Raw genomic sequence first — 26,010 nt, forward strand, 5'->3', positions numbered from 1 at the left:
TGTGTGCGCGATCCGGATGCGCTGGACGGCCCTGAATCCGCGCAATGCATTGCATGTGAAATACATATTGCATACGATGGCTACCGACCCTTCGATCGGAGCCCCGAATGCCCCCGCTCAGCAAGTCCACCTCTGCCGCAGCCCTCCTGCTGGCGTTCGCGCCGTTGGCGGTGCCGGACATGGCCGCCGCGACGACCGTCACGACGGCACCCGCGCCGACCGAGGAGCGAGCCGACGCGTCCGTGGAGCCGGAGGCTCCGGGCGAGGAGGAGTCACCTGTCGACAGTGGCGCACCTGTCGAGCCCGACGCGCCCGCGGACACCGCGGCCCCGGTCGACGCCGACCCCGCCACGGAGCCGGAGCCGGCCCCGGCGCCGAGCACCGCGCCCGCCCCGATCCCCACCCCCACCCCCGAGGCGCAGCCCACGACCGTCGAGGTCACGCCGAACGAGACGCCGATCAACGTGTACGTCGATGGAGCCGCGGACGCGATCGGTCAGCCGGGACAGCGGTTCGAGACGTCGATCTTCAACGTCAAGAACGTGAGTGGCTTCACGATCCCGAGCCGTTCGCTCGACTTCCACTGGACCATCACCGGCCCCGCGACCTTCACACGCGGACGACCGCCGTTCTCCGTGGCGAACTCAGGCACGGCGAACGTTGCGAACTGCACGTTCACGTCCTCCACGCAGACCGACTGCCTCGGCGGGAACCCCCAGCCACTCAACACCGGAGGAGCGAACTTCAACCACATCCGGGTGCCGATCACCGTCGACGTTTCCGCTCTGCCGGGCGACGTCATCACGGTGCACGGCTCGTTCGCCCCGAACGCCGCCACCGACTACGTGAACTCGAGCGAGCAGACGACATCGACGTGGAAGGTCACCATCCCGCTGACCGCCGCCGTCATCGACGAGCCGACCGCAGCCGTCGGGCCGAAGCCGACCATCACCGGCCAGGGCGTCCGCGGTGGCACCGTCGACGTGGCCGTCGGTGACCGGGCGCCGGTGAACGTCCCCGTCGGCGATGACGGCACCTGGTCGCTCCCCGTCACCGAGGCGCTGTCGGAGGGGTCGGTCACCGTCACCGCCGTGCAGCACCGCAACGGCTTCACCGCCGACCCGACCACGGCGACCCTCGACGTCGACGCCACCGCCCCCGACGTCCCGATCGTCGACGACCCCGGCACCCTCGCCGACCCGACCGGACCCATCACCGGCACCGCCGAGCCAGGCGCCATCGTCATCGTCCGCGACCCCGCCGGCAACGAACTCGGCCGCGATCGTGCGAACGAGGCCGGCGACTTCTCCGTCCGTCTCGACGCACCGCTGCCCGAGGGTGCGACCGACCTCGTGGTCGTCGCCGCCGATGCGGTCGGCAACGAGTCCGGCCCGGCGACCGCGACCGCGGTCGTCCCGGACACCACCGCGCCCGATGCTCCGGTCGTCGAGCGCCAGGACCTCGCGACCCCGACCGGCCCGGTGGTCGGCACCGCCGAGCCCGGCTCCATCGTGATCATCCGCGACCGGGACGGCGACGAGATCGGGCGCGGCGAAGCCAATGACGACGGCGACTTCTCGGTCGAGTTGAACGAGCCACTGACCGAGGGCGACCACGGCCTGGAGGTCGTCGCGCAGGACGACGCCGGCAACGAGTCGGCTCCCTCGCCCGTGACCGTCACCGCACCCGACGTCACCGCACCCGACGCACCGATCAGCACGACCCCCGAGTTCCTCGCCGACGGCACCGGCCCCTTCACCGGGTCGGCCGAACCCGGTTCGACAGTGATCGTGCGCGACGCCGACGGCAACGAACTCGGCCGTACCGAGGCCCGCGACGACGGGCAGTTCACCGTCGTGCTCGACGAGCCGCTCGACGACGGCGCGCACGACCTCGAGCTCGTCGCGCAGGACGAGGCCGGCAACACCTCCGAGCCGACGCCGGTCACGGTGGACGTGGACGACGACGCTCCGAACGCACCGATCGTGACCGGACCGACCGACCTCGCTGACGGCGCGGGTCCGATCATCGGCACCGCCGAGCCTGGTGCCACGGTGATCATCCGCGACGAGGACGGCAACGAGATCGGCCGCGGCGAAGCCAACGACGACGGCGACTTCAGCATCGAGCTGGACGAGCCCCTCGACGACGGCGCCCACCACCTCGAGCTGATCGCCCAGGACGACGCCGGCAACGTCTCGACGCCGACCCCGGTCACCGTCGACGTCGACACCGAAGCACCCGACGCACCAGTCGTCACCAGCCCGTCCGACCTGAGCGACGGCAAGGGACCCATCACCGGGACCGCCGAGGCCGGCTCCACCGTGATCATCCGCGACGAGGACGGTACTGAACTCGGCCGCGGCGAGGCCAACGATGACGGGGACTTCAGCATCGAGCTGGAAGAGCCGCTCGACGATGGCGACCACCACCTCGAACTCATCGCCCAGGACAAGGCTGGCAACCAGTCAGAGGAAACGAAGACCACGGTCGACGTCGACACCAAGGCGCCGACGGCACCAATCGTCACCAGCCCGTCCGACCTCGCTGACGGGACCGGCCCCATCACCGGAACCGCCGAACCGGGCGCCACCGTGATCATCCGTGACGAAGACGGCAACGAGCTCGGCCGCGGTGAAGCCAACGACGACGGCGACTTCAGCATCGAGCTGGACGAACCGCTCAACGATGGCGAGCACAAGCTCGAACTCGTCGCCCAGGACAAGGCCGGCAACGAATCCGACCCGACCGACACCACGGTCGACGTCGACACCGAAGCCCCCGACGCACCAGTCGTCACCAGCCCCAAGGACCTCGACAACGGCAAGGGCCCCATCACCGGGACCGCGGAGCCGGGCTCGGTAGTGATCATCCGTGACGAGGACGGCAACGAGATCGGCAGGGGCGAAGCCAACGACGACGGGGACTTCTCGATCGAGCTCGACGAGCCCCTCGACGACGGCGCCCACAAGCTCGAACTCATCGCCCAGGACAAGGCCGGCAACACCTCCGAAGAGACGAAGACCACGGTCGACATCGACACGAAGGCCCCGACCGCACCCGTCGTCACCAGTCCGTCCGACCTCGCTGACGGGACCGGCCCCATCACCGGCACCGCCGAGCCCGGCTCGACGGTGATCATCCGCGACGAAGACGGCAACGAACTCGGCCGCGGCGAAGCCAACGACGACGGGAACTTCAGCATCGAGCTGGACGAGCCCCTCAACGACGGCGAGCACAAGCTGGAACTCGTCGCCCAGGACGACGCCGGCAACGAATCCAACCCGACCGACACCACGGTCGACGTCGACACGGAAGCCCCCACGGCCCCGGTCGTCACCAGTCCCAGCGACCTCGACAACGGCAAGGGACCCATCACCGGGACCGCCGAGCCCGGCTCCACCGTCATCATCCGCGACGAGGACGGCAACGAGATCGGCCGCGGCGAAACCAACGACGACGGGGACTTCAGCATCGAGCTCGACGAGCCCCTCGACGACGGCGAGCACAAGCTCGAACTCATCGCTGAAGACAAGGCGGGCAACACCTCCGAAGAGACGACGACCACCGTCGACGTCGACACCGAAGCCCCCACGGCTCCCGTCGTCACCAGCCCCAAGGACCTCGACAACGGCAAGGGACCCATCACCGGGACCGCCGAGCCCGGCGCCACCGTCATCATCCGCGACGAAGACGGCAACGAGATCGGCCGCGGCGAAACCAACGACGACGGCGACTTCAGCATCGAACTCGACGAGCCCCTCGACGACGGCGAGCACAAGCTCGAACTCATCGCCCAGGACGACGCCGGCAACACCTCCGAAGAGACGACGACCACGGTCGACGTCGACACCGAAGCACCCGACGCACCGGTCGTGACCAGCCCCAGCGATCTCGACAACGGCAAGGGACCCATCACCGGGACCGCCGAGCCCGGCGCCACCGTCATCATCCGCGACGAAGACGGCAACGAGCTCGGCCGCGACACCGCGGACGAGAACGGCGACTTCGAGATCGCCCTCGACGAGCCGCTCATGGACGGTGGGCACGACCTCGAGCTCATCGCGCAGGACAAGGCCGGCAACACCTCCGACGAGACGAAGACCACGGTCGACGTCGATACCGAGGCCCCGGCGGCACCGGTCCTCGAGGCGTTCGACGACATCGTCGACGGCACCGGCGTCGTCCGGGGCTCCGCCGAGCCCGGCTCGACGGTCGTGATCCGCGACGCCGACGGCCGTGAGCTCGGCCGTGGGACCGCCGACTCCGACGGGCGGTTCGCCTTCCGGACGACGGCTCCCCTGGAGCCGGGAGCGCACCTGCTGTCGGTCGTCGCCGTGGACCGCATCGGTCACGTCTCACCGGGCTCGAGCATGCTCGTCACGCTCGTCCCCGAGAGCGAAGAGGGCGAGAACGACGAGAACGACAACGGGGCCGGAACGGGAATCGCGTTCCCGGGGATCGTGGCCCCGGGCACCGGCCCGCAGCTCGGCTCGACCGACGATCGCACCGCACCCGCTCCGAAGACCGACGGAGCCGGCACCACCGGCACCGGCACCGGCACCACCAACCGTGAGCTCGCGTTCACCGGCGTCGAGCTCGGCGGCTGGCTCGCCGCCGCGCTCACCGCGCTCGGGCTCGGCGCCGTCCTGCGCCTGCTCGCGCGCCGACGCCAAGGCGACGTGCGCGGCGACTGAGCCCCCGACTGCGGACTGGAGGCCCGGATCACGTACCCGACGAGAGGACGCGATCCGGGCCTCCCGGCTGTCACGGCGCTGCAGCGCCCCGAGCGCTCAGCCCTCGGTCTGCAACGGCTCCTTCGGCAGCTTCCGCACCTTCGCACGCCGCTTGCGACGCTCCGGGATCATCGACCGCATCTCCTCGAGCTTGCCGAAGCAGAGCAGGCGGTCCCCCGGCTCGAGGGCGACGCCACTGCGCGGGTTCGGGATGACGTTCGAGCCGCGGTGCAGCGTGAGGACCGTGATGTCCCGGTCCCAGAGCCCGGACTCCTTGATCGTCTTGCCGACCAGGTCGGCGTTGGTGTGCACGAGGAGCTCGGCGACGCCGTAGCCGGTCGAGACGGACAGCCGCTGGCGGACGTCGATCTCGGGGAACGCGACCTGGTTCGCGATGAAGTCGACGATCGCACCGGCGATGTCGAGGCCGGTGGCGCGCTCGACACCCTCGAGCCCCGGTGAGGAGTTGACCTCCATCACGAGCGGCCCGTCGTTGCCCTCGAGCATGTCGACGCCGGCGACCTTGAGGCCCATGATCTGCGCCGAGCGCACGGCCACCGCCTCGTACTCGGGCGAGAGCGTGACCTTCTCGACGGTGCCGCCGCGGTGCACGTTGGAGCGGAACTCGTCACCCGAGGCGGTCCGGCGCATCGCCGCCACGACCCGGTCACCGACGACGAGGGCCCGGATGTCACGACCGCGGCTCTCGGCGATGAACCGCTGGATCAGGACGTTCTGCTTCGTGGAGTGGAGGGTCTCGACGATCGACTCGGCCACCTTCGCCTCGGGTGCCAGGATCACGCCGATGCCCTGCGTGCCCTCGAGGAGCTTGATGACGACGGGCCCGCCGCCGACCCGTTCGATCGCGCCGCGCACGTCGTTACGGCCGGCCACGAAGGTCGTCGCCGGCATGCCGATGTCGTGCCGCGACAGGATCTGGTTCGCCCGGAGCTTGTCGCGCGAGTTCGTGATGCCGTTCGCCGTGTTCGGCGTGTAGACGTCCATCTGCTCGAACTGGCGCACGACGGCGGTGCCGTAGTAGGTGATCGAGTTGCCGATGCGCGGCAGCACGGCGTCGTAGTCGCTCAGCAGCTTGCCGCGGTAGAGCAGGTCCGGGTCATCGCCGGACAGGTCGATCGCGAAGCGCAAGGTGTTGAGCACCTTGACCTCGTGACCGCGGTCGAGTGCCGCTGCGCGGAGGCGCTGGGTCGAGTACGCCTGGGGCGCGCGCGACAGGATGGCGAGTTTCATCGAGGGGTTCTCCGCTGGGTCGGATCGACGGCGACGCTCCATCAAAGCATGCGGACGTGGCCACGGAGCATGCGACAGGATGGGCACATGGCCCGAGCTCCGAAGTCCTCCGACAGCGGGCTCGTCGTCGCCGGGTGGCGGGAGTGGGCGGGACTGCCGGACCTCGGCGTGCCGTGGATCAAGGTGAAGCTCGACACCGGCGCCCGGAGCTCCGCGTTGCACGCCTTCGACCTCGAGGAACTGCCCGGCGAGCGGGTGCGGTTCTCGCTGCACCCCTGGCAGGACACCGATGCCGACGCCTCCACCATCGAGTGCGACGTGCACGACCGGCGTATCGTCCGCAGCTCGACCGGGCACACCCAGGAGCGCATCGTCGTCCGCACGCGGATCGCGTTGGCCGGGCAGGTCGTCGAGTCCGAGGTCACCTTGAGCAACCGGGATCAGATGGGGTTCCGGATGCTCGTCGGTCGGGAGGCGCTCCGGCAGGGCTTCCTCGTCGATCCTGCACGGTCCTTCATGGCCGGGCGCGCTCCGAAGGAGATCCGGCGCCGCAACCGCGGTCGCGCCTGAGCGCTCCTGGTCACCTGGCACGGGCCGTTGCGGTGACCGGTCGACGGCCTGGAGGCGCGGTGCGGGGCCGCCACGGGCCTCCCGTCCGACTGGACGCGCGTCTCGGGCGCTGGTCGGCTCAGCGACCGAGGTGGCGGCCGAGGAAGGCGAGTTGCTGGGGCGCCAGGCGGCGCCAGTACCCGTGCGTGTGGGCGCCGGGTGCGAAGCCTCCGGCCGGAGGCGTGGCGAAGCCGTCGACGTACTTGTGCACCGCCGGAGCGAACCCGTCACCGTTGCCGCAGTCGACGCGGACGGCGACGCCGTCGAGGGCGCGCTGACGCCCGAGGACCGTGTTCGCGCGGAAGTCGGCGGCGTCGTCGAAGGCGCCGCGGGCGGTGTCGGCGGCCGACTTCCAGAGCGCGGGGCTGATGGCCGAGACGGCCCGGACGCGCGAGGCGCCGAGCACTCCGCCGAGCCGGAGGGCGCCGAAGCCACCCATCGAGTAGCCGGTCAGGGCGAGGCGGTCCGTGTCGAAGCCGCGGCGGGCGATCAGGGGCAGGAACTCGTCGACGACCATCGCGGCGGGGTCGTCGCCGTCGGCACGCCGGTGCCAGTAGCGGTTGCCGCCGTCGATCGAGGCGATCGCGAACGGTGCTCCGCCGGCGGCGACGTGCGCTGCGAGGAACCGGTCGTAGCCCAGGCTCCGCCCGAAGAACGAGGTGTGGTCGTCGCCGTAGCCGTGCATGGCGACCGCCACCGGCAAGGGGGTGTCGGACGCCGGGGCCGCGATCGTCCAGCCGACGGTGCGGCCCTTCCGCGCTGCTGACACGAAGGTGCCGGAGGTGGTGGGGACCGGCTGGACGTCGGGGACCGTGCCGTCGGTGCCGTCCAGACCGAGGACCCGGTACAGGGTCGAGCGCCCGGGCAGCAGGCCGAGGTTGATCCCCTCGGCCACGGCTCCCGCGGCGACGATGCCCGTGCCACCGATGAGCAGGGAACGCCGCGTGATCGTGGCAGCACGCGATCGGGTCATGTGGTGGGCGCCGTTCCGTCTGGGGTGTGTTCCCGGATGAGGGACGCGGCGACGGACCGTGCCGTCGTCGTGTCGAGCGCGGGGTCGCGCAGTCGCATCGCAAGGTAACCGGAGACGATGAGGAGCAGCTGGTCGGCGAGGGCCCCGGCACGGGGACCGACCACCGGCACCGCCCGTGCCACGAGCCGCCGGCGCAGGGTGGTGGTCTCGAGGTCCAGGACCTGCCGGACCTCGGCGGGGGCGTCGGCGTACTCGGCGGCGGTGCCGAGGAAGGCGCACCAGCGGGAGCCCGTGGGCGTCGAGCGGTAGTCGTCGAGGGCGTCGAACACCGCCAGGAGTCGGCCCAGGTCGTCCCGTTCGGCGGCGACCGCACGGTCCCAGGTGGCGATCCAGTCCTCGTGGCGACGGGTGAGGGCCGCGGCGACGAGCGACTCCTTGCTCGCGTAGCCGCGGTAGAGCGTGGCCGTCGAGACCCCGGCCCGTTCGAGGACGGCGTCGATCGGGGTGGCGGCGATGCCCTGTGAGAAGAAGAGCTCCTCGGCGGCGTCGAGCAGCCGTTGCTCGGTCCCTGGGCGCATCACCATGAGAGCACCCTAGGCTCTGAAAAGTGAAACGATCGTTTTCGTTACGACATCGACTGCTCCTGGTGAGCGGACTCGGCCTGATCGCCGCCACCTACGGCCTGGTGCGCCTGGCGTACGGGCTGTTCCTGCCCGACGTGCAGCGGGACCTGGGGCTCCGGGCAGACGCCGCCGGGTGGGTCTCGTCGGGTGCCTCGGCGCTGTACTGCGTCGGTGCGGTGGCCGGGTTCCTGCTCGCCGCACGGATGCCCCGGGTCCTCGTCGCGGTCGCGACCCTGGTGGCGGGGGTCGGCGCGATCGCCATGGCGACGGCCGGCGGGTCGCTGGCGTTCGGCGTGAGCGCCGTGCTCGCGTCGGCGGGTGCCGGACTCGCGTCGCCCGCCCTCGTGCGGATCGTCGCCGAGCAGGTGCCGTCGGCGCTGCTCGGTCGAGCGCAGGCGATCGTGAACGCGGGTACCGGCCCGGGGCTCGTGGGTGCCGGGGTGCTCGCACTCGTGCTGCTGCCCGACTGGCGGACGGCCTGGGCGGTGTCCGGGGTGTTCTCCCTGGCGGTCGGAGTGCTGCTGCTCGTGGTGTCCCGCGGCGGGACTGCTGCGTCCCGGTCACCGCTGCCCGGCACCCCGTGGTTCGCGGCGCACCGAGGGGTGCTCGTGCTGGCGCTGCTGTTCGGGGCCGGGTCCGCCGTCGTCTGGACCTACGGACGTTCGGCGCTGGTGGAGGCCGGCGCGTCGGTCGTCGTCTCGGTGTCGGCCTGGATCGCGCTCGGGATCGGCGGAGCGGCCGTCGTGGTCACCGCGCGTTGGACGAGCGGACTGCGCGCCCGGACGCTCTGGGCGGTCACGGCGGGTTCGGTCGCCGTCGCCGTCGTGGTGCTGGGGGCAGCGCCGCAGTCGACGGTCGCGGCACTGCTGGCGTGTGCCGTGTTCGGCTGGGGCTACACGGCGGCGACCGGGGCACTGATCGCGTGGACGACCGAGATCGATGCCGAGCGGTCGTCGGCGGGCACGTCGATGTTGTTCGTCGCACTCGTGCTCGGGCAGGCAGTCGGCGCTGCGGGTGCCGGAGCGCTCGTCGGTGCGATCGGGTTCGTCGCGTCGTTCGTGGTCGGGGCGGGTGTGACCGCGGCGAGCGCCGTCCCTGCGGTGGTCCGTCGGCCGGGTGGGGTCCGTGCCGTCAGAGCAGCGGGCGGAGCTCGATCTTCCGGTTGCACGCCTGCGACGCCTGGTGCGCCACCCGTGCCGCCGTCTCGGCATCCGGGAGGTCCATGACCCAGAACCCGGCGACGTACTCGTCGGTGGCGGTCGCGGGCCCGGTCGTGGCGCGCCCGGCCGTGGTGTCCGCCGCGCCCTCGCGGGCGTCGACCACGGTGGCGTCGGAGGGTGCGGAGACCCCGGCGGCGAACACGATCACGTCGGCCATCCGTTGGTTGAAGGAATCGACCGCGGCGGCTTCGGCGTCGGTCGCGGAGTACGTGTTGCCGACGGCGGCGGCCTGACCGTCGTCGATGACGTTGACGAGGAACTGCATGGCGTCTCCCCTGCTCGTTGGCGGGAGGCTACTCCTGCCGTGCACCGACCGACGCGTTCGGTGCGAAGCTGCTGTTCCGCTGGGACATCCGCGGACGCGGCAGTTTCACGTTTACCATCTGTGAACATGAACACTTCCACTCGAGGAGCTGCAGCCGGGACTCTCCTCAGGCACGGGCGCGGCTGGCAGACACCGGTGTTCCTCTGCAGTGCCGCCGTGGTCGCGTCCTTCGTGTTCGTGGTCGAGGGGCTGGATGCCCCGCGGCTGCCGATCCTCGCGGTCGCCGCGGTCGTCGTGATCGCGCTGTGGCTCGTCGCGAGTACCCGGCGGGTCGTTCCCCGCGGCGGCAACCGACTGATGACCGTCGCCTGGGTCGCAACCGGTGTCCTGTACGTCCTCGTCGTCGCACCGCTCAATGCCGCGCTGCTCCGAGGACTCGACGGGTCGACGTCGGTGCTGGCGTGGGGAGTGACCTCGCTCGTCGTCGCAGTGCCACTCGTCGTGGCGGCGGTGCAGGCTCGGCCGAGGCGTCGATGACGAGCGGCTCCCACCCTCGGCACGAACTCGACGATCGGATCCACTCGCCGGTGCGGTTCTCACTGCTCGCTCTGCTCAGGACGGTGGACGAAGCGGAGTTCGGTGTCGTCCGGGACGCACTCGAGGTGAGCGACTCAACGCTGTCCCAAGCAGCGGCGACCCTGGGAGAGGCGGGTTTCCTCCGCATCCGCAGACTTCGCGTCGGACGGAGCACGAGGAGCTGGCTCGCCCTCACCGACGCAGGACGAGATGCGTTCGAGCGGCACTTCGCCGTCATCCGGGCGATCGCCGAGCCCGCTGGGTGACCAGAGCACCGTGACGCGAGCGGATGCCGAGCAGTCCAGCGTGGTGGCGACATCGCACGGGGATTCCGCTAGCGTTTCGCGAGTGGGGACGACGGCGGAGTGGTCGCGACTGCCGGTGGGGCGGCACGAGTACCGGCAGGACACGGTGCTCGCAGTTGTGCTGGCCGGTGGGCTCGCCGTCACGACGTTCCTGTACGGGTCGGCCGGTACGTACGGCGACGACCAGGCCGCCTGGTGGGTCTCGGCGTTGATGATCGTCGCGAACGCGGCCCCGATCGCGTTCCGCCGACGGTTCCCGATGTCGGTGGCACTGGTGTCGGCGGTGGCGTTCGCCGCGACGCAGCTGCTCCAGGTGCCCGAGGTCTTCCTCGTCAACTTCACGCTCTTCATCGCGCTGTACACGGTGGGCGCCTGGTGCTCCGACCGGGTGCGAGCCGAAGCAGTGCGCTGGGTCGTCATCGGCGGCATGTTCGCGTGGCTGTTCGTCGCGATCTCGTTCGGGTGGGCGTCGCCGAACGCTCTGCCGAACGACACGGACTCCCCCGTGGCGCCCTACGTCGCGATCTCGCTGCTCAACGTCGTCATCAACGTGATCTACTTCGGCGCGGCCTGGTACGCCGGCAACCGCGCCTGGGTCTCCGCAGTGGCCCGGCACCAGCTCGCCGAACGCACCGCCGAACTCGCCGCCGAGCGGGAGCGGTCCGCGGCACAGGCCGTCACGATCGAACGGGTACGGATCGCTCGCGAGCTGCACGACGTGGTCGCCCACCACGTCTCGCTGATGGGGGTGCAGGCGGGTGCTGCACGGCGCGTGATCGACCGCGACCCCGCGCAGGCCACCGCCTCGCTCGGGGTGGTCGAGGAGAGCGCCCGCACCGCGGTGGAGGAACTCCGGCGGATGCTCGGCACCCTGCGCTCCGACGACGACGCGTCCGGCCTCGGGACGGCCGGTGGCGACGGCCCGAGCACCGAGGGCCTCACGCGGATCGCCGAACTGGCCGAGTCCGCCCGGGTGGCCGGCCACCCCGCCGAGTACGTCGTCGTGGGTGACGAGCGACCGGTGCCGCCGACGGTGGCCGCGGTGGCGTACCGGATCGTGCAGGAAGCGGTGACGAACATCCTCAAGCACGCCGGCCCGACCGCCCGCGCCGACGTCCGGATGCGGTACCTGGACGACGGCGTCGAGGTCGAGGTCACCGACGACGGGCTCGGTGCCCGTGCTGCCCGGAGCACCTCCGGCAGCGGCCTCGGACACGTCGGGATGCGGGAACGCGTCGCCGCCGTGGACGGACGGATCGAGATCGGGCCACGAGCCCGGGGAGGCTACCTGGTGCGGGCATGGCTGCCGACGACGTGAACGCGACGACCGACCTGACGATCGTGCTGGCCGACGACCAGGAGCTCGTCCGCGCCGGGTTCCGCGTGATCCTGGAGTCCGAGCCCGGGTTCCGTGTGGTCGGCGAGGCCGCGGACGGCGCCGGGGCGGTCGAAGCCGTGCAGCAGCTCCGTCCGGACGTCGTCTGCCTCGACGTGCAGATGCCGGGCGTCGACGGGCTCGAGGCCGCGCGGCGGATCGCGGCGCTGCCGGACCCGCCGGCGGTGCTCATCCTCACCACGTTCGACAGCGACGACGCGCTGTTCCAGGCGCTCGAGGCGGGAGCGAGCGGGTTCCTGTTGAAGAACGCCTCCCCCGAGCGGCTGATCGACGCCGTGCGGACCGTCGCCGCCGGGGACGCCCTGCTCGCGCCGGACGTCACGCGCCGGGTGATCAGCCGGGCGACGGCGTCCGCTGCGGTGCAGCCCTCGGCGACCACCACGGCGACGGCTGCGACGACCGACACGACTGCCACGACGGGCGACGACGCACTCGCCGCGGCCGGGCTCACCGAGCGGGAGACCGATGTGCTGCGGCTCCTCGCCCGGGGCCTGAGCAACGCGGAGATCGCCGCCGAGCTCTACGTCGGGGACGCCACCGTGAAGACCCACGTGTCGAACGTGCTCCAGAAACTCGCACTGCGCGACCGCATCCAGGCCGTCGTCTGGGCGTTCGAGCACGGCGTCGCCGGCTGACCGAGCCGAGCAGAACCCGCACGAACCGAACAAGCCCGCACGGTGCCGAGTTCGCAGACATGGCCGCACCGTGCGCCTTCGTTCAACCCGTGCAGCGTTGACCGCACCGTGCCGAGCCACCACAACGCACCGTGCAACCAAACCCGCACCAGCCCAACAAGCCCGCACCGTGCCCACCACCGCACCCCACGCCCGCACCGTGCGCCTTCGCTCAACTCGTGCGGCCTTGACCGCGCCGTGCGCCGCCAGCACGACGCACCGAAAGACCAAACCCGCACGAGCCGAACAAGCCCGCACCGTGCCGACCCGCACCCAGCGCGCGCCGCGCGCCGTGCCGAGCCGGGCCGACGCGCGCTCCTCCCCCACGCGGTGGAGCCGACCACCCACCCAAGTCCCGCCTGGCGGCGGAGGCGGGGCGTGCCTCCCGGCCAATAGCGTCGGACGCAGCGACGACCAGCGTCGCGACGAAGGGGAACGACATGCTCACCATCGAAGGGGTGACCAAGCACTTCGGCGACCGCCGGGTGCTCGACGACGTGGGGTTCACGGTCGGCAGCGGCCGCCTCACCGGCTTCGTCGGCGGCAACGGTGCCGGCAAGACCACCACCATGCGCATCATGCTCGGCGTGCTCCAGGCCGATGCGGGCACGGTCTCGATCGACGGCACCGCGGTCCGTCCCGCCGACCGCCGCCGCTTCGGCTACATGCCCGAGGAACGCGGCCTGTACCCGAAGATGCCGGTGGCCGAGCAGATCACCTACCTGGCCCGGCTGCACGGCGTCGACAAGCGCGCCGCGACGACCCGCACCGGCGAGCTGCTCGACCGCCTCGAACTCACCGCACACGCCGGCGACCCCGTCGAGAAGCTCTCGCTCGGCAACCAGCAGCGCGTGCAGATCGCCGCGGCGCTGGCACACGACCCCGAGGTGCTCGTGCTCGACGAGCCGTTCTCGGGCCTCGACCCGATGGCCGTCGACACGGTGCTCGGTGTCCTGCGCGAGACCGCGGCCCGGGGCGTCCCCGTGCTGTTCTCGAGCCACCAGCTCGACGTGGTCGAGCGGCTGTGCGACGACGTCGTCGTCATCGCCGGTGGCACGATCCGCGCCGCCGGTCCGCAGGAGGAACTCCGCAAACAGGCCGGTCCGGCCGCGTGGGAGCTGCTGGTCGACGGGGACGTCGCCTGGCTCCGCGACGAGCCGGGTGTGGCCGTGCGGGAGTTCGACGGCGGGTACGCGGTCTTCGAGGCCGACGCCGCCACCGCCCAGCGCGTCCTGCAGCGTGCCGTCCAGCACGGCACCGTCGGGTCGTTCTCGCCGCGGGTGCCGCGGCTCAGCGAGGTCTTCCGGGAGGTCGTGCGATGAACAACTCCTTCGTGCAGGCCGTGCGGCTCGTCTCCGCACGTGAGATCCAGGCACGCATTCGCAGCAAGGCCTTCGTGGTCTCGGCGCTCATCCTGATCGGCATGGTCGTCGCGTCGATCGTCGTCGGCGGGATCGTGAGCAAGGCCACCGCCGACGACACCACCCCGGTCGCGGTCGTCGACGGCGTCTCGCTGCCGACCACCAGTGGGCTGGACGTCACGAAGTCGGCATCGGTCGACGACGCCGAACGGCTCGTGACCAAGGGCGACGTCGACGCGGCGATCGTGCCGTCGGACGACCCGCTCGGCTACAAGGTCGTCGGACTCGACGAGGCCCCGTCCGAGGTCGTCTCGGCGTTGAGCGTCACCCCGCGCATCGAGTTGCTCGACCCGGACGCGTTGCCGGGTGGCCTGGTGTACCTCATCGCCATCGCGTTCGGCGTCGTGTACTTCGCGTCGGCGGTGACGTTCGGCCAGTCGATCGCGCAGAGCGTCGTCGAGGAGAAGTCGACGCGGGTGGTCGAGATCCTGATGTCCGCGATCCCGGCCAGGGCGCTGCTCGCCGGCAAGGTCCTCGGCAACAGCATCATGGCCTTCGCCCAGATCGTCGCGGTGGCCGTCGCCGCCATCGTCACGTTGGCGGTGACCGGGCAGGACAACATGTTCGCGATGCTCGGCCCGAGCATCCTGTGGTTCATCAGCTTCTTCGCGATCGGGTTCGTGCTCCTCGCGTCGCTGTTCGCCGCGGCGGCCGTGCTGGTGTCCCGCCAGGAGGACGTCGGCAGCGTCACCACCCCGGTGATGATGCTCGTGATGATCCCGTACTTCCTGATCATCGTCGCGTACGACAACCCGACGATCCTCGGCATCATGTCGTACGTGCCGTTCAGCGCCCCGATCGGCATGCCCATGCGGATCTTCCTGGGGACGGCCGAGTGGTGGGAGCCGATCCTGTCGCTCGTCATCGTCGCCGCTTCGGTCGTCGCGGTCGTGGTCATCGGTGCCCGCGTCTACGAGAACGCCCTGCTCCGCACCGGCAGTCGCGTGAAGCTGTCGGAGGCGCTGCGCGGCTGACGCCGCCAGGCCCGGCAAACCCGGCAAGCCCGGCAGGCCCGGCGGGTTCGGATTGGAGGCCCGCCCCACGTGAGCAGATCTGCTCACGCGGGGCGGGCCTCCAGTCCGTTGCCCGGCGCCGGTCAGGCGGTCAGGGTCGCGAAGGCGGACCGGTGCCAGACCAGCGGGTTGTGCGCGAAGTCGGACATGAGTCCGAGCACCCGGAGCACCACGATGTCGTGGTCGCCGGCCGGGTAGGTGTGCTCGACCGAGCACTCCAACCAGATCGGGGCCCCCTGCAGGAACACCGCACCCGTCTCGGCGACGGTCGTGTCGACACCGACGAAGCGGATCGACTTGTCACGCGAGGCGAGCTGCCGGGTGACCTGCGCGTGCCCCTCGCCGAGGATCGAGACGCCGATCGTGCCGGCGTCCCGCAGCACCGGCCACGTGGTCGACGTGTGCTGCACGGCGAACATCACGAGCGGCGGGTCCTGCGAGACGCCGACCGTGAACGAGGAGGCCACGAGCACGGTCGGTTCGCCGTCCACGACGGCGGAGAGCGCGGCGACGCCGCACGGGAACCCGGAGAACGCCTGCTTGAGCGCGGACAGGTCCGGGGCCTCGGTGGAGTAGGGGCTGATCATGACGCGGTTCCTTCCTGGTGGACGGCGGCCGCGCCGAGGACGACGTCCTGCCAGCGGGCGAGCCACACGTCGGTCGATGCGGGGTCCGAGTACTGCTTGTCGTTGAGGTACAGGGCGGGTGCGACGACGGTCGCGCCGAGTTCGACCAGCACCGGTTTGAGGAAGACCTCGGGGGCGAGGGCATGGGCCGGGCCGGCACCGAGCATGAGCGGCACCGCGACGACACCGGCGAGTCCGTCGCCGGTACCGAACTGGTCGAGGAACAGCTTGAGCACGCCGGTGTACGTCGCCTTGAACGTCGGCGACGCGACGACGACGAGGTCCGAACCGGCGACGGTCCGGACGGCGTCCGACACGGCGGCGTCACCCCAGCCGAGCAGGCCGGCACCGAGGTCGATGACGTCGACGACGTGGTCGGGGGCGCGGCCGGTGAGCCGTTCGAGCACGACCGTCGCGGCGTCGAGCGTCCGTGAGGCCGGCTTGGGGTTGCCGGCGACGACGGTGGTGATCATCGGGGTGCTCCTGTCGGTGGGCGGGTGGTGGGTGCGGGGGTGTTCGTGGAGCGTGTGGTTCGTGCAGCGGGTCGTTGGTGCAGTCCACCGCTCGTTCGTTTCGTCGCCGTGCCGCGTCCGTATCGGGTGGGTTACGCCAGCTGCCCCCTGCCCCGTGGCACCCGAATGTCCCGGTCAGCGGGGCTGCGCGTCCGGGTCTCCCGGCCATTCCGCCAGGCACGGTCCTCGCTGACCGCGCCGAATTGTGAGAGCGCCGTTTCCGGAAGTCGCCTCGGATGGGTCCGGCGTGTTTCGCCCCGCCGTCGCCGGCCCGTCACCGCCCCGATCCGCCCCTGCTCGCGGGTCGGTGGCGCAGTCGTCCACCCCGGATCGGCGGGGCGGACGCCCCTCGGCGTCGGGCGCCGCAGGTGGCCTAACACCAGCGAAACAAACGCCTAACAGGACCGTTACCGGGCGACCGCCTGCCGGTGCCCCGCGGCCGTTACATTCGCATCAGCCCCACTGCAGCGGCCGGCGTCACCGGCGATCCGCCGCCCCGCCGCCGCCCGGTCCGGCTCCCTGCACGTCCTGCCCCGCTCCGCGGGGCCTTCGTCGTACCCGCCGCAGCTCCCCCGTCCCCGCTCCGGCTCCCCGTCCCCGCACCTTCCCTGCTCCACCCGTCCAGGAGGTCCCCGACCGATGTCGTCCCCCGCACCGTCCCGAACGCGTCCGTCGCGTCCCGCGCTCCTCGCCGCCGCACTCGCCGGCGTGCTGCTGCTGTCCGCCTGCTCTGCCACCTCGACCGCGTCGACGAGTTCCGGTGACGACACCGCCGGTGTCGAGCACGCCACGAGCCAGATCAAGGCCGCCAGCGTCGACCCCGAGTTCACCTTCGAGGGCGCTCGCTTCGACATGTCGGGCATCGCCGGCAAGACGATCTTCAACATCCCGAACTCGTCCGCCGTCCCCTTCATCACCGCGGTCGACGAGGCTGGCGAGAAGGTCGCCGAGCAGTACGGCGCGAAGTGGATCGAGTACACGAACCAGGGCACGCCCACCGAGCACTCCGCCGGCATCGACCAGGCGATCAGCCGCGGAGCCGACATCATCGTGCTGGCGCAGGGCGTCAACGGCGAACTGATCGTCCCGGCACTGAAGCGTGCGAAGGCAGCGGGGATCCCCGTGCTGATCAGTCACACCTACCAGACCGGGCAGGCGCTGCCGGACCAGCTGCAGGACCTCGTCGCCGCGCAGGTGACCGCCCCGTTCCACGAAGCCGCCAAGCTCAACGCCGACTGGGCCATCAAGGAGACCAAGGGCCAGGGCGACGTCCTCATCATCACGTCGTCCGAGGTGCCGCCGTCCGACGGCATCGTCAAGGCGATGCAGGACGAGTTCGAGGCGCAGTGCGACGGCTGCAAGGTGAAGGTGACGAACGTCCCCGTCGCCGACTGGGCGACGAAGATCTCGTCGACCGTGCAGTCCGCCGTGCAGTCCGACCCGAACCTCGACTACGTCCTGCCGGTCTACGACTCGATGACGCTGTACGTCGAGGCCGGCGTGACCGCTGCCGGCAAGACCGGCCAGGTCTTCACCTCCTCGTACAACGGCACCCCCGCGGTGCTGAAGATCCTGCAGGAGGGCAGCGTCCTCACGATGGACATCGGCGAGAACATGGAGTGGCTCGCCTACGCGACGCTCGACCAGGCCGGCCGTGTCCTGACCGGCACGCCGATCATCGAGGACGGTGACGAGAAGACCCCGCTGAAGGTCTTCACGAAGGACAACGTCGACGAGACCGGCACGCCGCCGGCGCCGAGCAAGGGCTACGGCGACGCGTACAAGACCGGGTACGAAGCGATCTGGGGCGCGGCCGAGTGACCGCCACCCGGGAGGCACGGCTCGGCTCCGCATCGTCGGCTGCGGTCGTCGGGTCCGGTGCGGCCACCGCATCCGGTGCGGACCTCGCGTCCGTCGCGGACACCGCGCCGGTCCTGCGGATCAGCGGGCTCACGAAGCGCTTCGGCGGGCTGACCGCACTCGACGACGTCGACCTCGAGGTCCTGCCGGGTCAGGTGCACGCACTGCTCGGCGAGAACGGCTCCGGCAAGTCGACCCTCATCAAGATCCTGTCCGGCACGTACGCGCCGGAGCCGGGCGCGACGATCGAGGTCCGAGGCGCCCGGCTGCCCCTGCCGGTGCCTCCCGGGTACTTCCGCCGCGTCGGGATCAGCTTCGTCCACCAGGACCTGGCACTCGTGCCGTCGCTCGGCGTGACCGAGAACCTGCGGCTCGCGACCGTGGTGGCCGGGCGCGGACCCTTCGTCCGCTGGGGCGCCGAGCACCGTGCCGCGGCCGAGCTGTTCGCGCGGTACGGGGTCGACATCGACCCGCGAGCACGGATCGACGAACTCACCGACACCCAGAAGGCCCTCGTCGCGATCCTGCGGGCCGTCGCCGAGCTGGGCGACGACCGGGCGCTCATCGTGCTCGACGAGCCGACGGTCTTCCTGCCGAAGGAGGACGCCGACCTGCTGTTCCGCGTCGTGAAGGACCTCGTGGCGGACGGCCGTACCTCGGCACTGCTGGTGTCGCACGACATGTCCGAGGTCCTCCAGCACGCCGACCGGGTCACCGTCCTGCGGGCGGGCCGGGTCCAGGCGCATCGGGACACCGCCACGACGACGGCGGACGAGCTCGTCTCCCTCATCGTCGGACGCGGACTGGACGGTCCCGCTGCCAGGACTCCGCGCCCGGCGACCACCGGCGACGCCGTCGTGACGGTGCGGGACCTCCGGGTCGGTGTCGTCGACGGTCTGTCGTTCGACGTCGCGGACGGCGAGGTCGTCGGCATCACCGGGCTCGCCGGCTCCGGTGTCGAGGACGTGCTGCCCGGCCTGTACGGCGCACGGCCCGCGACCGGCTCGCTCGCCGTGCGGCACGACGGGGCGACGCCCGCGCCGGTCGACCTGGCACGGGTGACGCCCGGCTCCTCGATCGCCCGCGGCGTCGTGTACGTCCCCGCGGACCGCAAGCGCGAGGGCGGGGCACTCACCCTGTCCGTCGAGCAGAACGTCACGCTCCCCGTCCTCGGGAAGCTCCGCGGACTGCTCGGCCTGTCGCCCGCGCGGGAACGCGCCCACGTCGCGGGACTCGTCCGTGACTACGACGTCCGGCCCGCCGACCCGGCCGCCCTGTTCGGGACACTGTCCGGCGGCAACCAGCAGAAGGCCGTCCTGGCCAAGTGGATGCAGGACGACCCGAGGCTCGTGCTGCTGCAGGAACCGACCCAGGGCATCGACGTCGGGGCCCGCGCCGCGATCTTCTCGATGCTCCGCCGGAGTGCGGAGCAGGGCGTCACGATCGTCTGCGCCTCCACCGACTACGACCAGCTCGCGCAGGTGTGCGACCGCGTCGTCGTCCTCGCCCACGGCCGCGTGCACGACGTGCTGACCGACGACCGCATCGACCGCGACGTCATCGCGGCTGCCGTCGTGGCGAGCCTCGTCGACGACGACGCCCCGGCGTCCCCCGCCGTGCCCTCCTCCCCCGATGCCTCCTCCGCAGTCAAGGAGAACGCCTGATGTCCACCACCGCCGACCCCGTCCTCGAGACCTCGATCGTCCGTCCGACCCGCCCGCGCTTCTCGTGGGGGCACACCGAGCGGTACGCGCTGCTCGGCGCCTGGCTCGTCATCGTCATCGCGTTCAGCATCGCGCTGCCCGACACCTACCCGACCCTCGGCAACCTGCAGAACATCCTCGGGTCCCAGTCGGTGCTGCTCATCCTGGCGCTCGGGTTCCTGTTCCCGCTCACCGCGGGCGAGTTCGACCTCTCCGGCGCCTCGACGATGTCGCTCTCCGCCATGACCATCGCCGTGCTCAACGCGAAGATGGACATCCCGCTCGTGCCCGCGATCGCCGCCGGCCTGGTCATCGGCGTCGTCGTGGGGCTGGTCAACGGCCTGCTCACCGTCGGGTTCCGCATCGACTCGTTCATCGTCACCCTCGGCACGTCGACGTTCATGATCGGGATCATCCAGTGGATGAGCGCGTCGTCGTCGGTGACGGGCATCGACCCGGCGCTCGTGCAGGCCACCGTCGGGTGGCGGGGCCTGGCGGGCCTGCCGCTCGCGTTCGTCTACGGGCTGATCGCCACCGTCGTCGTCCTGGTCGTGCTGAGCGCCACCCCGGTCGGCCGGCGGCTGCTGTTCGTCGGGACCGGCCGCACCGTCGCCGAGCTCTCCGGGCTGAACGTGCGACGGCTGCGGGTCGGCGCGTTCGTCGGCGCCGGGCTCACCGCCGCGGTCGCCGGGGTCGTCTACGCCGGCACCCTCGGCGGCGCCGACCCGTCGAGCGGACAGTCGTTCCTGCTCCCCGCGTTCGCCGCCTGCTACCTCGGCGCGACCGCGATCGTCCCCGGCCGCTTCAACGCGATCGGCACCTTCATCGCCGTGTACTTCCTGTTCTCCGGAGTCGTCGGCCTGCAGATGCTCGGCGCCGACAACTTCGTGCAGCAGCTGTTCTACGGCGGCGCCCTCATCGTCGCCGTCGCCGTGTCGCAGACCATCCGGCGGCACTCCGTCGCGACCGCCGCCAAGGCCGCCGCGAAGCGTTCCTGAACCCGCTCCCCGTTCGTCCCTCCCTCGACACCCACCACAGAAAGCGAGTCCCCCATGGACATCGGCGTCTTCATCCCGATCGGCAGCAACGGCTGGCTCATCTCCACCACCTCGCCCCAGTACAAGCCGTCGTTCGACCTGAACCTCGAGATCGTACAGAAGGCCGAGTCGTACGGCTTCGACTTCGCCCTCTCGATGATCAAGCTGCGCGGCTTCGGCGGCCCGAGCGGCTTCTGGGACGAGAACCTCGAGTCCTTCACCCTGATGGCCGGTCTCGCTGCCCGCACCGAGCGGATCCGCCTGTTCGCGACGACCGCCGTCCTGACCATCCCGCCGGCGATCGCGGCGCGCATGGCGGCGACCGTCGACTCGATCTCGCACGGCCGCTTCGGGCTGAACCTGGTCGCCGGGTGGCAGAAGGCGGAGTACGACCAGATGGGCCTCTGGCCGGGCGACGAGGTGCACTTCAAGCGCCGCTACGCCTACCAGACCGAGTACATGCAGGTGATGAAGGAGCTGTGGGAGACCGGCCGGAGCGACTTCCACGGCGAGTACTTCCAGATGGACGACTGCCGGATGCTCCCACGGCCGACGTCGCACATCCCGATCGTCTCGGCCGGCCAGTCGTCGCAGGGCATGGCGTTCGCCGCGGAGTACTCGGACTACAACTTCTCGATGGGCGTCGGCGTGAACACCCCGACCGCCTACGCCGAGCAGAACCAGGCGCTGCTCGAGGCCCGCGAGAAGACCGGCCGCGACGTGGGCTCCTACGTGCTCTTCATGGTCATCGCCGACGAGACCGACGAGGCCGCCCAGGCGAAGTGGGAGCGGTACAGCGACGGGGTCGACGTCGAGGCGATCGCCTGGATGACCGGCCAGGCACTCACCGACGCCGAGGGCGAGGAGGGCAACACGGCGAAGCGGATCTCGCTGCCCGAGGGCGCCGTGAACATGAACATGGGCACGCTCGTCGGCTCCTACGAGCACGTCGCGGCGATGCTCGACGAGGCCGCGGCGGTCGAGGGCACGAAGGGCATCATGCTGGTGTTCGACGACTTCCTGCAGGGGATGGACGACTTCGGCACCCGCATCCAGCCGCTGATGCGCACCCGCGAGGGCGTGGCGTCGGCTGCTCCGAGCGCGGTCACGGCATGAGCGCCGCAGCGAGCCGCCCGGTCATCGAGGTCGCGGTCGTCCAGGCCGGCGAGGTCCCCGCCGACCACGACGTCGCCCTCGACGAGCTCATCGCCCTGTTCGAGGAAGCCGCCGTCGGCGCCGATCTCGTCGTCTTCCCCGAGCTCTGCACCACGCCCTACTTCTGCGGCGTGGTCAACGACAGCCGGAAGTCCTGGGCACAGCCCGTCCCGGGTCCGGCGACCGCCCGCTTCGCGAGTGCGGCGAAGCGTCTGGGGACCGCCGTCGCCTTCGGGCTGTACGAGGACGCCGGTGGGGCCCAGTACAACAGCGCGGTGCTCATCGACGCCGACGGCACGCTCGTGCAGGGCACCGACGTGCACGGCGACCGTGTGGCGTCGTACCGCAAGACCTCGATCCCGACGAACGCGATCTCCGACGTCGACGAGAAGCACTACTTCGAAGCCGGTTCCGGACCGGTCGTGTTCGACGCGCTCGGCACCCGCTTCGGCATGCTCATCTGCTACGACCGGAGCTTCCCGGAGTACTGGCTCGCGTCACGGGCCGCCGGCGCCGAGGTGATGCTCGTGCTCGTGTCCTCGATGGGCTTCCGCGAGACCCTGTTCACCCAGGAACTGCAGGTCCGCGCGCTCGAGACCCAGACGTGGGTCCTCGCCCCGAACCGCGGCGGCGAGGAGACCGTCGACGGCAAGACCGTCAGCTACTTCGGTCGGTCCTCGGTCGTCTCACCACGGGGTGACCTGGTCGTCTCGGCCCCCGCCCACCAGGCGGGGCCGATCATCCGGGCCACCATCGACGTCGGCGAGGTCGCGGCAGCCCGCCGGGACTTCCCGCTCGGACGTGACCGGCAGCCCGGGGTGTTCCGGTACCTCGCCGACGCCCACGCAGCGGCGGCGGTCCCCGCGTGACGGACGTCGCCGCCCTGGTCCGCGGCACCATCGCACCGCAGCTCGACCGCGCGCTGGCCGCGAGCCGCGCGAACCCTTTGCCCGCCGCCCCGTCGGCGCTGCCCGCGGAACCGGCCCACAGTGCGCAGCTGTTCGGCCGGCTCCTCGACGCAGCGGTCGACGGGGCCCCGGCGCCGACCGCTGCCGGGCCGGACGACGACCTGACGGCCTCCCGAGCAGCCACCGACCCCGCCGCCGCCTCGGTCGTCGAACTCCTCGCCGCGTACCGGTCCGGCACCACGACCCCGTCCGAGGTCCTCGCCGCACTCGCCCCGCACTGGACGAGCGACGACGTCTGGTCGGACGCCGTCCTGCGCCTGGTGCAGGGGGCCGAGGAAGCCGCCGCCGAGTCCACCCGCCGCTGGGCGCACGACGACGCCCGGCCGCTCGAGGGGATCCCGTTCGCCGTGAAGGACATCATCGACGTCGCGGGGACGATCGTCACGAGCGGCTCGCTCCAGACCGGTGACCGTGTGGCCCCGGCCGACGCCACCGTCGTGGCCCGGCTCCGCTCCGCCGGCGCGATCCCGGTGTTCACGGCGGCCACCACCGAGTTCGCCTGCGGCGGGCCGCACAACGCCCGGTACGGCGCCGTGCGGAACCCCTGGGACCCCGAGCGCTGGACCGGTGGCTCCTCGACCGGGTCGGGTTCGGCACTCGCCGCCCGGATCGTCCCGCTCGCGCTCGGGTCCGACACCGGCGGGTCGATCCGCGTGCCGTCCGCCCTCTGCGGGACCACCGGGATCAAGCCGACGTACGGGCTCGTGCCGCGCACCGGGGTCGCGAGCCTGTCGTGGACCCTCGACCACGTCGGACCGATGGCACGCTCCGCGGAGGACCTCGCGCTCGTCCTGCGGGTCATCGCCGGCTCCGACGGCCAGGACCCGACGACGTTCCCCGCCGTCCCGCTCATCGAGGCCGCGCCGGAACGGGTCGAGGGGCTCCGGATCGGGGTCCCGCTCGGCTGGTTCACCGAACGCGTCGACCGTGCGGTGCTCGATGCACACGCCGCGGCGGTCGAGCGGTTCCACGAGCTCGGTGCGACCCTCGTACCGATCGAGTTCGACGACCTGGAGTCGATCGACTCGGAGTGCTGGACGGTGTTCTACGGTGAGCTCGCCGCGAACCAGGAGGCCAACGCCGGCACGGCCGACCTGTTCGACGCCGGGACCCGCGCCCGGTTCGACGTGTCGTTCCTGCCGACCGCTGCCGACTACCTCCGGGCACTCCGCCGTCGCCCGCTCGTGCAGGCCGCGATGGTCACCCGGATGGACGAGGCCGGCGTCGACGTGGTGCTCACCCCCGGGATCGGCGCCACCGCCCCGCGACTCGACGACCTGACGATGTCGGTCGACGGCGAGCGCTTCAACCTGCACGACGTCATCCCCCGGAACACCCGGCTGTTCGACTACGTGGGGTTCCCCGCGCTCATGATGCCGGCGGGCACCGCGCCGGACGGTCTGCCCGTCGGCGTGCAGCTCGTCGCGCGGCCGTGGGACGACCGCCTCGTGCTGTCCGCAGCGGCCGCCTTCCAGCGGACCACGACGCACCACCGCAGGGTGCCGTCGTCGTCCGCCGTGCGAGGGCCGAGCGATCGGTAGCCGCCCCGTCGACGAGGGCGCCGCCCGGCGACGCGCCTGGCAGGTGCTCTGCGCGTCGAGCCTCAGCGTCGTCCTCGTCTTCATCTCCTCGAGCGCACTCCTCATCGCGCTCCCCGACGTCAGCCGTGACCTCGACGCCAGCGCCGTGCAGTCCAGCTGGGTGCTCCTCAGCTACATGCTCACCACGACCACCCTCATCCTGGTCTTCGGGCGCATCGCCGACCTGGTCGGTCGTCGCCGCCTCTACATCGCCGGGATCCTCGTCTTCCTGCTCGCCTCACTCGCGTGCGGCTTCGCCCCGGACGCGGCGGTGCTGCTCGGCGCCCGACTCGTGCAGGGCGTGGGTGCGGCGGCGATCGTCACCAACACGACCGCGCTGCTCACCGATGTCTTCCCGGAGTCGATCCTGTCGCTCGGCCTCGGTCTGAACGCCACGGTCGCCGCGGTGGGGCAGGTCATCGGTCCGGTCGTGGGCGGCCTGGTCACCGAGTCGTTCGGGTGGCGCTGGATCTTCCTCGCCGGTGTGCCGATCTCACTGGCCGGACTCATCTGGTCGCTCCGGTTGATCCCGCACAGCACGCGCCCCCGTTCCGGCGAGCGCCTCGACGTGCCGGGGTCGGTCCTGTCCGTCGCCGCCGTCGGACTGCTCGTCGGTGCGGTCTCGACCGGCGGCTCGGTCGGTTGGTCGGCCGTGCCCGTCGTCGCGATGACCGCCGGCGCGGTCGTGCTCGGCGGTGTGTTCGTGTGGACCCAACGCCGGGTCGCGCACCCCCTGGTCGACCCGGCGATCTTCCGCGACCGCACCACCATCACCCTGTTCTCCGCCGCCGGGCTGTGCGCCCTGTCCAGTTACGCACTGGTCCTGCTGGCTTCCCTCTCGTTCCAGGCGGTCGACGGCAAGGACGCCGTCGACGCCGCCCTCTGGGTGCTGCCCACGCCGATCGGCACGACGGTCGCGGCGGTGAGCGCCGGGTTCCTCGCCCGCCGGGTCGCCGCGCGGACGCTGTCGACCATCGGCATGCTCCTCATCGCGCTCGGCGCCGCGGTGCTCGCGGTGTCCCTCGCCGACGGCGACGCCTACGCCGTCACCGCCACCGGCCTCGGCGCGGTCGGGGTCGGCACCGGCGTGTTCATGACGCCGAGCACGTCGGCACTGATGACCCGCGTCCCGGAGCACCGCCGCGGCATCGCGAACGCCATCCGTTCGGCCCTGCAGAACGCCGGTTTCCTGTTCTCGACGGCGCTCGGCCTCGCGATCGCGACGGGCGGCCTGTCCGCGGCCCGGGCGGCTGCGGCCTACGACGGCAGCCTGCTCAGCCTGCCGTCCGGCGACGTCCAGGTGTTCGTCGACGGCGTCCGCGCCGCGGCGCTGACGTTCGCCGGCTGCGCGGCCCTGGGGGCGCTCATCGTCGCGTTCGGTCCGTTCGGGCCTCCCGACCGGGAGGCGCCACTCCGGCCCGACAGGTCGGGGCCGATCCCCGAGCCGGGGGCGTCCACGTGACCGTCCCCACCCTGGCAACGACCACCCACGACGGAAGCAGGACGC

At 71.5% G+C, this 26,010-nt stretch carries 22 protein-coding genes; 16 read left to right on the plus strand and 6 right to left on the minus strand.

Annotation, left to right across the window (positions count from 1 at the left end; all coding sequences use genetic code 11):
* Window positions 1–107 precede the first annotated feature (107 nt).
* Entirely contained in the window at window positions 108–4,697 is a 4,590-nt protein-coding gene (locus DEJ11_RS14740) for an Ig-like domain-containing protein (protein ID WP_284176633.1), read from the plus strand.
* A 96-nt stretch (window positions 4,698–4,793) separates the two neighbouring features.
* On the opposite strand, the gene DEJ11_RS14745 is transcribed toward DEJ11_RS14740, so the two are convergent.
* A complete protein-coding gene (locus DEJ11_RS14745; RefSeq protein ID WP_111105163.1) occupies window positions 4,794–5,987 on the minus strand; it encodes a RimK family alpha-L-glutamate ligase in 1,194 nt (397 codons plus the stop codon).
* Window positions 5,988–6,074: 87 nt separating this feature from the next.
* Between DEJ11_RS14745 and DEJ11_RS14750 the strand changes: the two genes are divergently transcribed.
* A complete protein-coding gene (locus tag DEJ11_RS14750) occupies window positions 6,075–6,557 on the plus strand; it encodes an ATP-dependent zinc protease family protein (protein ID WP_027465989.1) in 483 nt (160 codons plus the stop codon).
* Between the two features lie 118 nt (window positions 6,558–6,675).
* Here DEJ11_RS14750 and DEJ11_RS14755 read toward each other — a convergent pair whose 3' ends face one another.
* Together DEJ11_RS14755 and DEJ11_RS14760 are read right to left on the minus strand one after the other, a co-directional pair.
* Window positions 6,676–7,569 carry an alpha/beta hydrolase gene (locus DEJ11_RS14755; RefSeq protein ID WP_111105137.1) on the minus strand — a complete coding sequence of 298 codons (894 nt, stop codon included), beginning with the start codon at window positions 7,567–7,569 and terminating at the stop codon, window positions 6,676–6,678.
* The gene (locus DEJ11_RS14760) at window positions 7,566–8,153 is read right to left on the minus strand and encodes a TetR/AcrR family transcriptional regulator (RefSeq protein ID WP_071405954.1); all 588 of its coding nucleotides are present in this window, start codon (window positions 8,151–8,153) and stop codon (window positions 7,566–7,568) included. Before DEJ11_RS14760 ends, DEJ11_RS14755 begins: the two co-directional genes overlap by 4 nt.
* Window positions 8,154–8,215: 62 nt before the next feature.
* On the opposite strand from DEJ11_RS14760, the gene DEJ11_RS14765 reads away from it, so the two are divergent.
* Complete coding sequence (locus tag DEJ11_RS14765) at window positions 8,216–9,418, plus strand: MFS transporter (RefSeq protein ID WP_220038346.1); 1,203 nt, start codon at window positions 8,216–8,218, stop codon at window positions 9,416–9,418.
* Here the strand turns inward: DEJ11_RS14765 and DEJ11_RS14770 are convergent.
* Window positions 9,324–9,677, minus strand: coding sequence for a YciI family protein (locus DEJ11_RS14770; RefSeq protein ID WP_111105139.1), 354 nt, complete (start codon window positions 9,675–9,677; stop codon window positions 9,324–9,326). The two genes, DEJ11_RS14765 and DEJ11_RS14770, sit on opposite strands and share 95 nt — an antisense overlap.
* A 126-nt stretch (window positions 9,678–9,803) precedes the next feature.
* Between DEJ11_RS14770 and DEJ11_RS14775 the strand changes: the two genes are divergently transcribed.
* The 6 genes from DEJ11_RS14775 to DEJ11_RS14800 all read left to right on the plus strand — a co-directional run bounded on the left by DEJ11_RS14775 (window position 9,804) and on the right by DEJ11_RS14800 (window position 15,023).
* Window positions 9,804–10,214, plus strand: coding sequence for a hypothetical protein (locus DEJ11_RS14775; protein WP_146248566.1), 411 nt, complete (start codon window positions 9,804–9,806; stop codon window positions 10,212–10,214).
* A complete protein-coding gene (locus DEJ11_RS14780; protein WP_111055462.1) occupies window positions 10,211–10,519 on the plus strand; it encodes a transcriptional regulator in 309 nt (102 codons plus the stop codon). The genes DEJ11_RS14775 and DEJ11_RS14780 overlap by 4 nt, the downstream gene beginning before the upstream one ends.
* An 82-nt stretch (window positions 10,520–10,601) precedes the next feature.
* Window positions 10,602–11,876, plus strand: coding sequence for a sensor histidine kinase (locus DEJ11_RS14785; RefSeq protein ID WP_181440899.1), 1,275 nt, complete (start codon window positions 10,602–10,604; stop codon window positions 11,874–11,876).
* Window positions 11,858–12,589, plus strand: coding sequence for a response regulator (locus DEJ11_RS14790; protein WP_111105141.1), 732 nt, complete (start codon window positions 11,858–11,860; stop codon window positions 12,587–12,589). The genes DEJ11_RS14785 and DEJ11_RS14790 overlap by 19 nt, the downstream gene beginning before the upstream one ends.
* 479 nt (window positions 12,590–13,068) lie before the next feature.
* Window positions 13,069–13,950 carry an ABC transporter ATP-binding protein gene (locus DEJ11_RS14795; protein WP_111105142.1) on the plus strand — a complete coding sequence of 294 codons (882 nt, stop codon included), beginning with the start codon at window positions 13,069–13,071 and terminating at the stop codon, window positions 13,948–13,950.
* The gene (locus DEJ11_RS14800; RefSeq protein ID WP_111105143.1) at window positions 13,947–15,023 is read left to right on the plus strand and encodes an ABC transporter permease; all 1,077 of its coding nucleotides are present in this window, start codon (window positions 13,947–13,949) and stop codon (window positions 15,021–15,023) included. The genes DEJ11_RS14795 and DEJ11_RS14800 overlap by 4 nt, the downstream gene beginning before the upstream one ends.
* A 122-nt stretch (window positions 15,024–15,145) precedes the next feature.
* Here the strand turns inward: DEJ11_RS14800 and DEJ11_RS14805 are convergent, their stop codons facing one another.
* On the minus strand, window positions 15,146–15,649 hold the full coding sequence (locus DEJ11_RS14805; RefSeq protein ID WP_071405947.1) for a flavin reductase family protein: 504 nt from the start codon (window positions 15,647–15,649) through the stop codon (window positions 15,146–15,148).
* Entirely contained in the window at window positions 15,646–16,161 is a 516-nt protein-coding gene (locus DEJ11_RS14810) for an NADPH-dependent FMN reductase (protein ID WP_071405946.1), read from the minus strand. Before DEJ11_RS14810 ends, DEJ11_RS14805 begins: the two co-directional genes overlap by 4 nt.
* 678 nt (window positions 16,162–16,839) lie before the next feature.
* On the opposite strand from DEJ11_RS14810, the gene DEJ11_RS14815 reads away from it, so the two are divergent.
* From DEJ11_RS14815 to DEJ11_RS14845, 7 genes are read left to right on the plus strand one after another with little or no spacing between them, the layout of a single operon-like run.
* Window positions 16,840–18,021: a sugar ABC transporter substrate-binding protein gene (locus tag DEJ11_RS14815; RefSeq protein ID WP_071405945.1), complete on the plus strand. Its 1,182-nt coding sequence runs from the start codon at window positions 16,840–16,842 to the stop codon at window positions 18,019–18,021.
* Window positions 18,018–19,724 carry a sugar ABC transporter ATP-binding protein gene (locus DEJ11_RS14820; RefSeq protein WP_111105144.1) on the plus strand — a complete coding sequence of 569 codons (1,707 nt, stop codon included), beginning with the start codon at window positions 18,018–18,020 and terminating at the stop codon, window positions 19,722–19,724. Before DEJ11_RS14815 ends, DEJ11_RS14820 begins: the two co-directional genes overlap by 4 nt.
* Complete coding sequence (locus tag DEJ11_RS14825) at window positions 19,724–20,761, plus strand: ABC transporter permease (RefSeq protein ID WP_111030591.1); 1,038 nt, start codon at window positions 19,724–19,726, stop codon at window positions 20,759–20,761. Before DEJ11_RS14820 ends, DEJ11_RS14825 begins: the two co-directional genes overlap by 1 nt.
* Window positions 20,762–20,815: 54 nt before the next feature.
* On the plus strand, window positions 20,816–21,916 hold the full coding sequence (gene rutA / locus DEJ11_RS14830) for a pyrimidine utilization protein A (RefSeq protein WP_111030592.1): 1,101 nt from the start codon (window positions 20,816–20,818) through the stop codon (window positions 21,914–21,916).
* Window positions 21,913–22,824: a carbon-nitrogen hydrolase family protein gene (locus DEJ11_RS14835; RefSeq protein WP_111105145.1), complete on the plus strand. Its 912-nt coding sequence runs from the start codon at window positions 21,913–21,915 to the stop codon at window positions 22,822–22,824. Before rutA ends, DEJ11_RS14835 begins: the two co-directional genes overlap by 4 nt.
* Complete coding sequence (locus tag DEJ11_RS14840; RefSeq protein WP_111105146.1) at window positions 22,821–24,464, plus strand: amidase; 1,644 nt, start codon at window positions 22,821–22,823, stop codon at window positions 24,462–24,464. The genes DEJ11_RS14835 and DEJ11_RS14840 overlap by 4 nt, the downstream gene beginning before the upstream one ends.
* A 43-nt stretch (window positions 24,465–24,507) precedes the next feature.
* On the plus strand, window positions 24,508–25,965 hold the full coding sequence (locus DEJ11_RS14845; protein WP_181440900.1) for an MFS transporter: 1,458 nt from the start codon (window positions 24,508–24,510) through the stop codon (window positions 25,963–25,965).
* Window positions 25,966–26,010 lie beyond the last annotated feature (45 nt).

Origin of the sequence: Curtobacterium sp. MCLR17_058 (assembly GCF_003234705.2) — a bacterium.
Classification (GTDB): Bacteria; Actinomycetota; Actinomycetes; order Actinomycetales; family Microbacteriaceae; genus Curtobacterium; species Curtobacterium flaccumfaciens.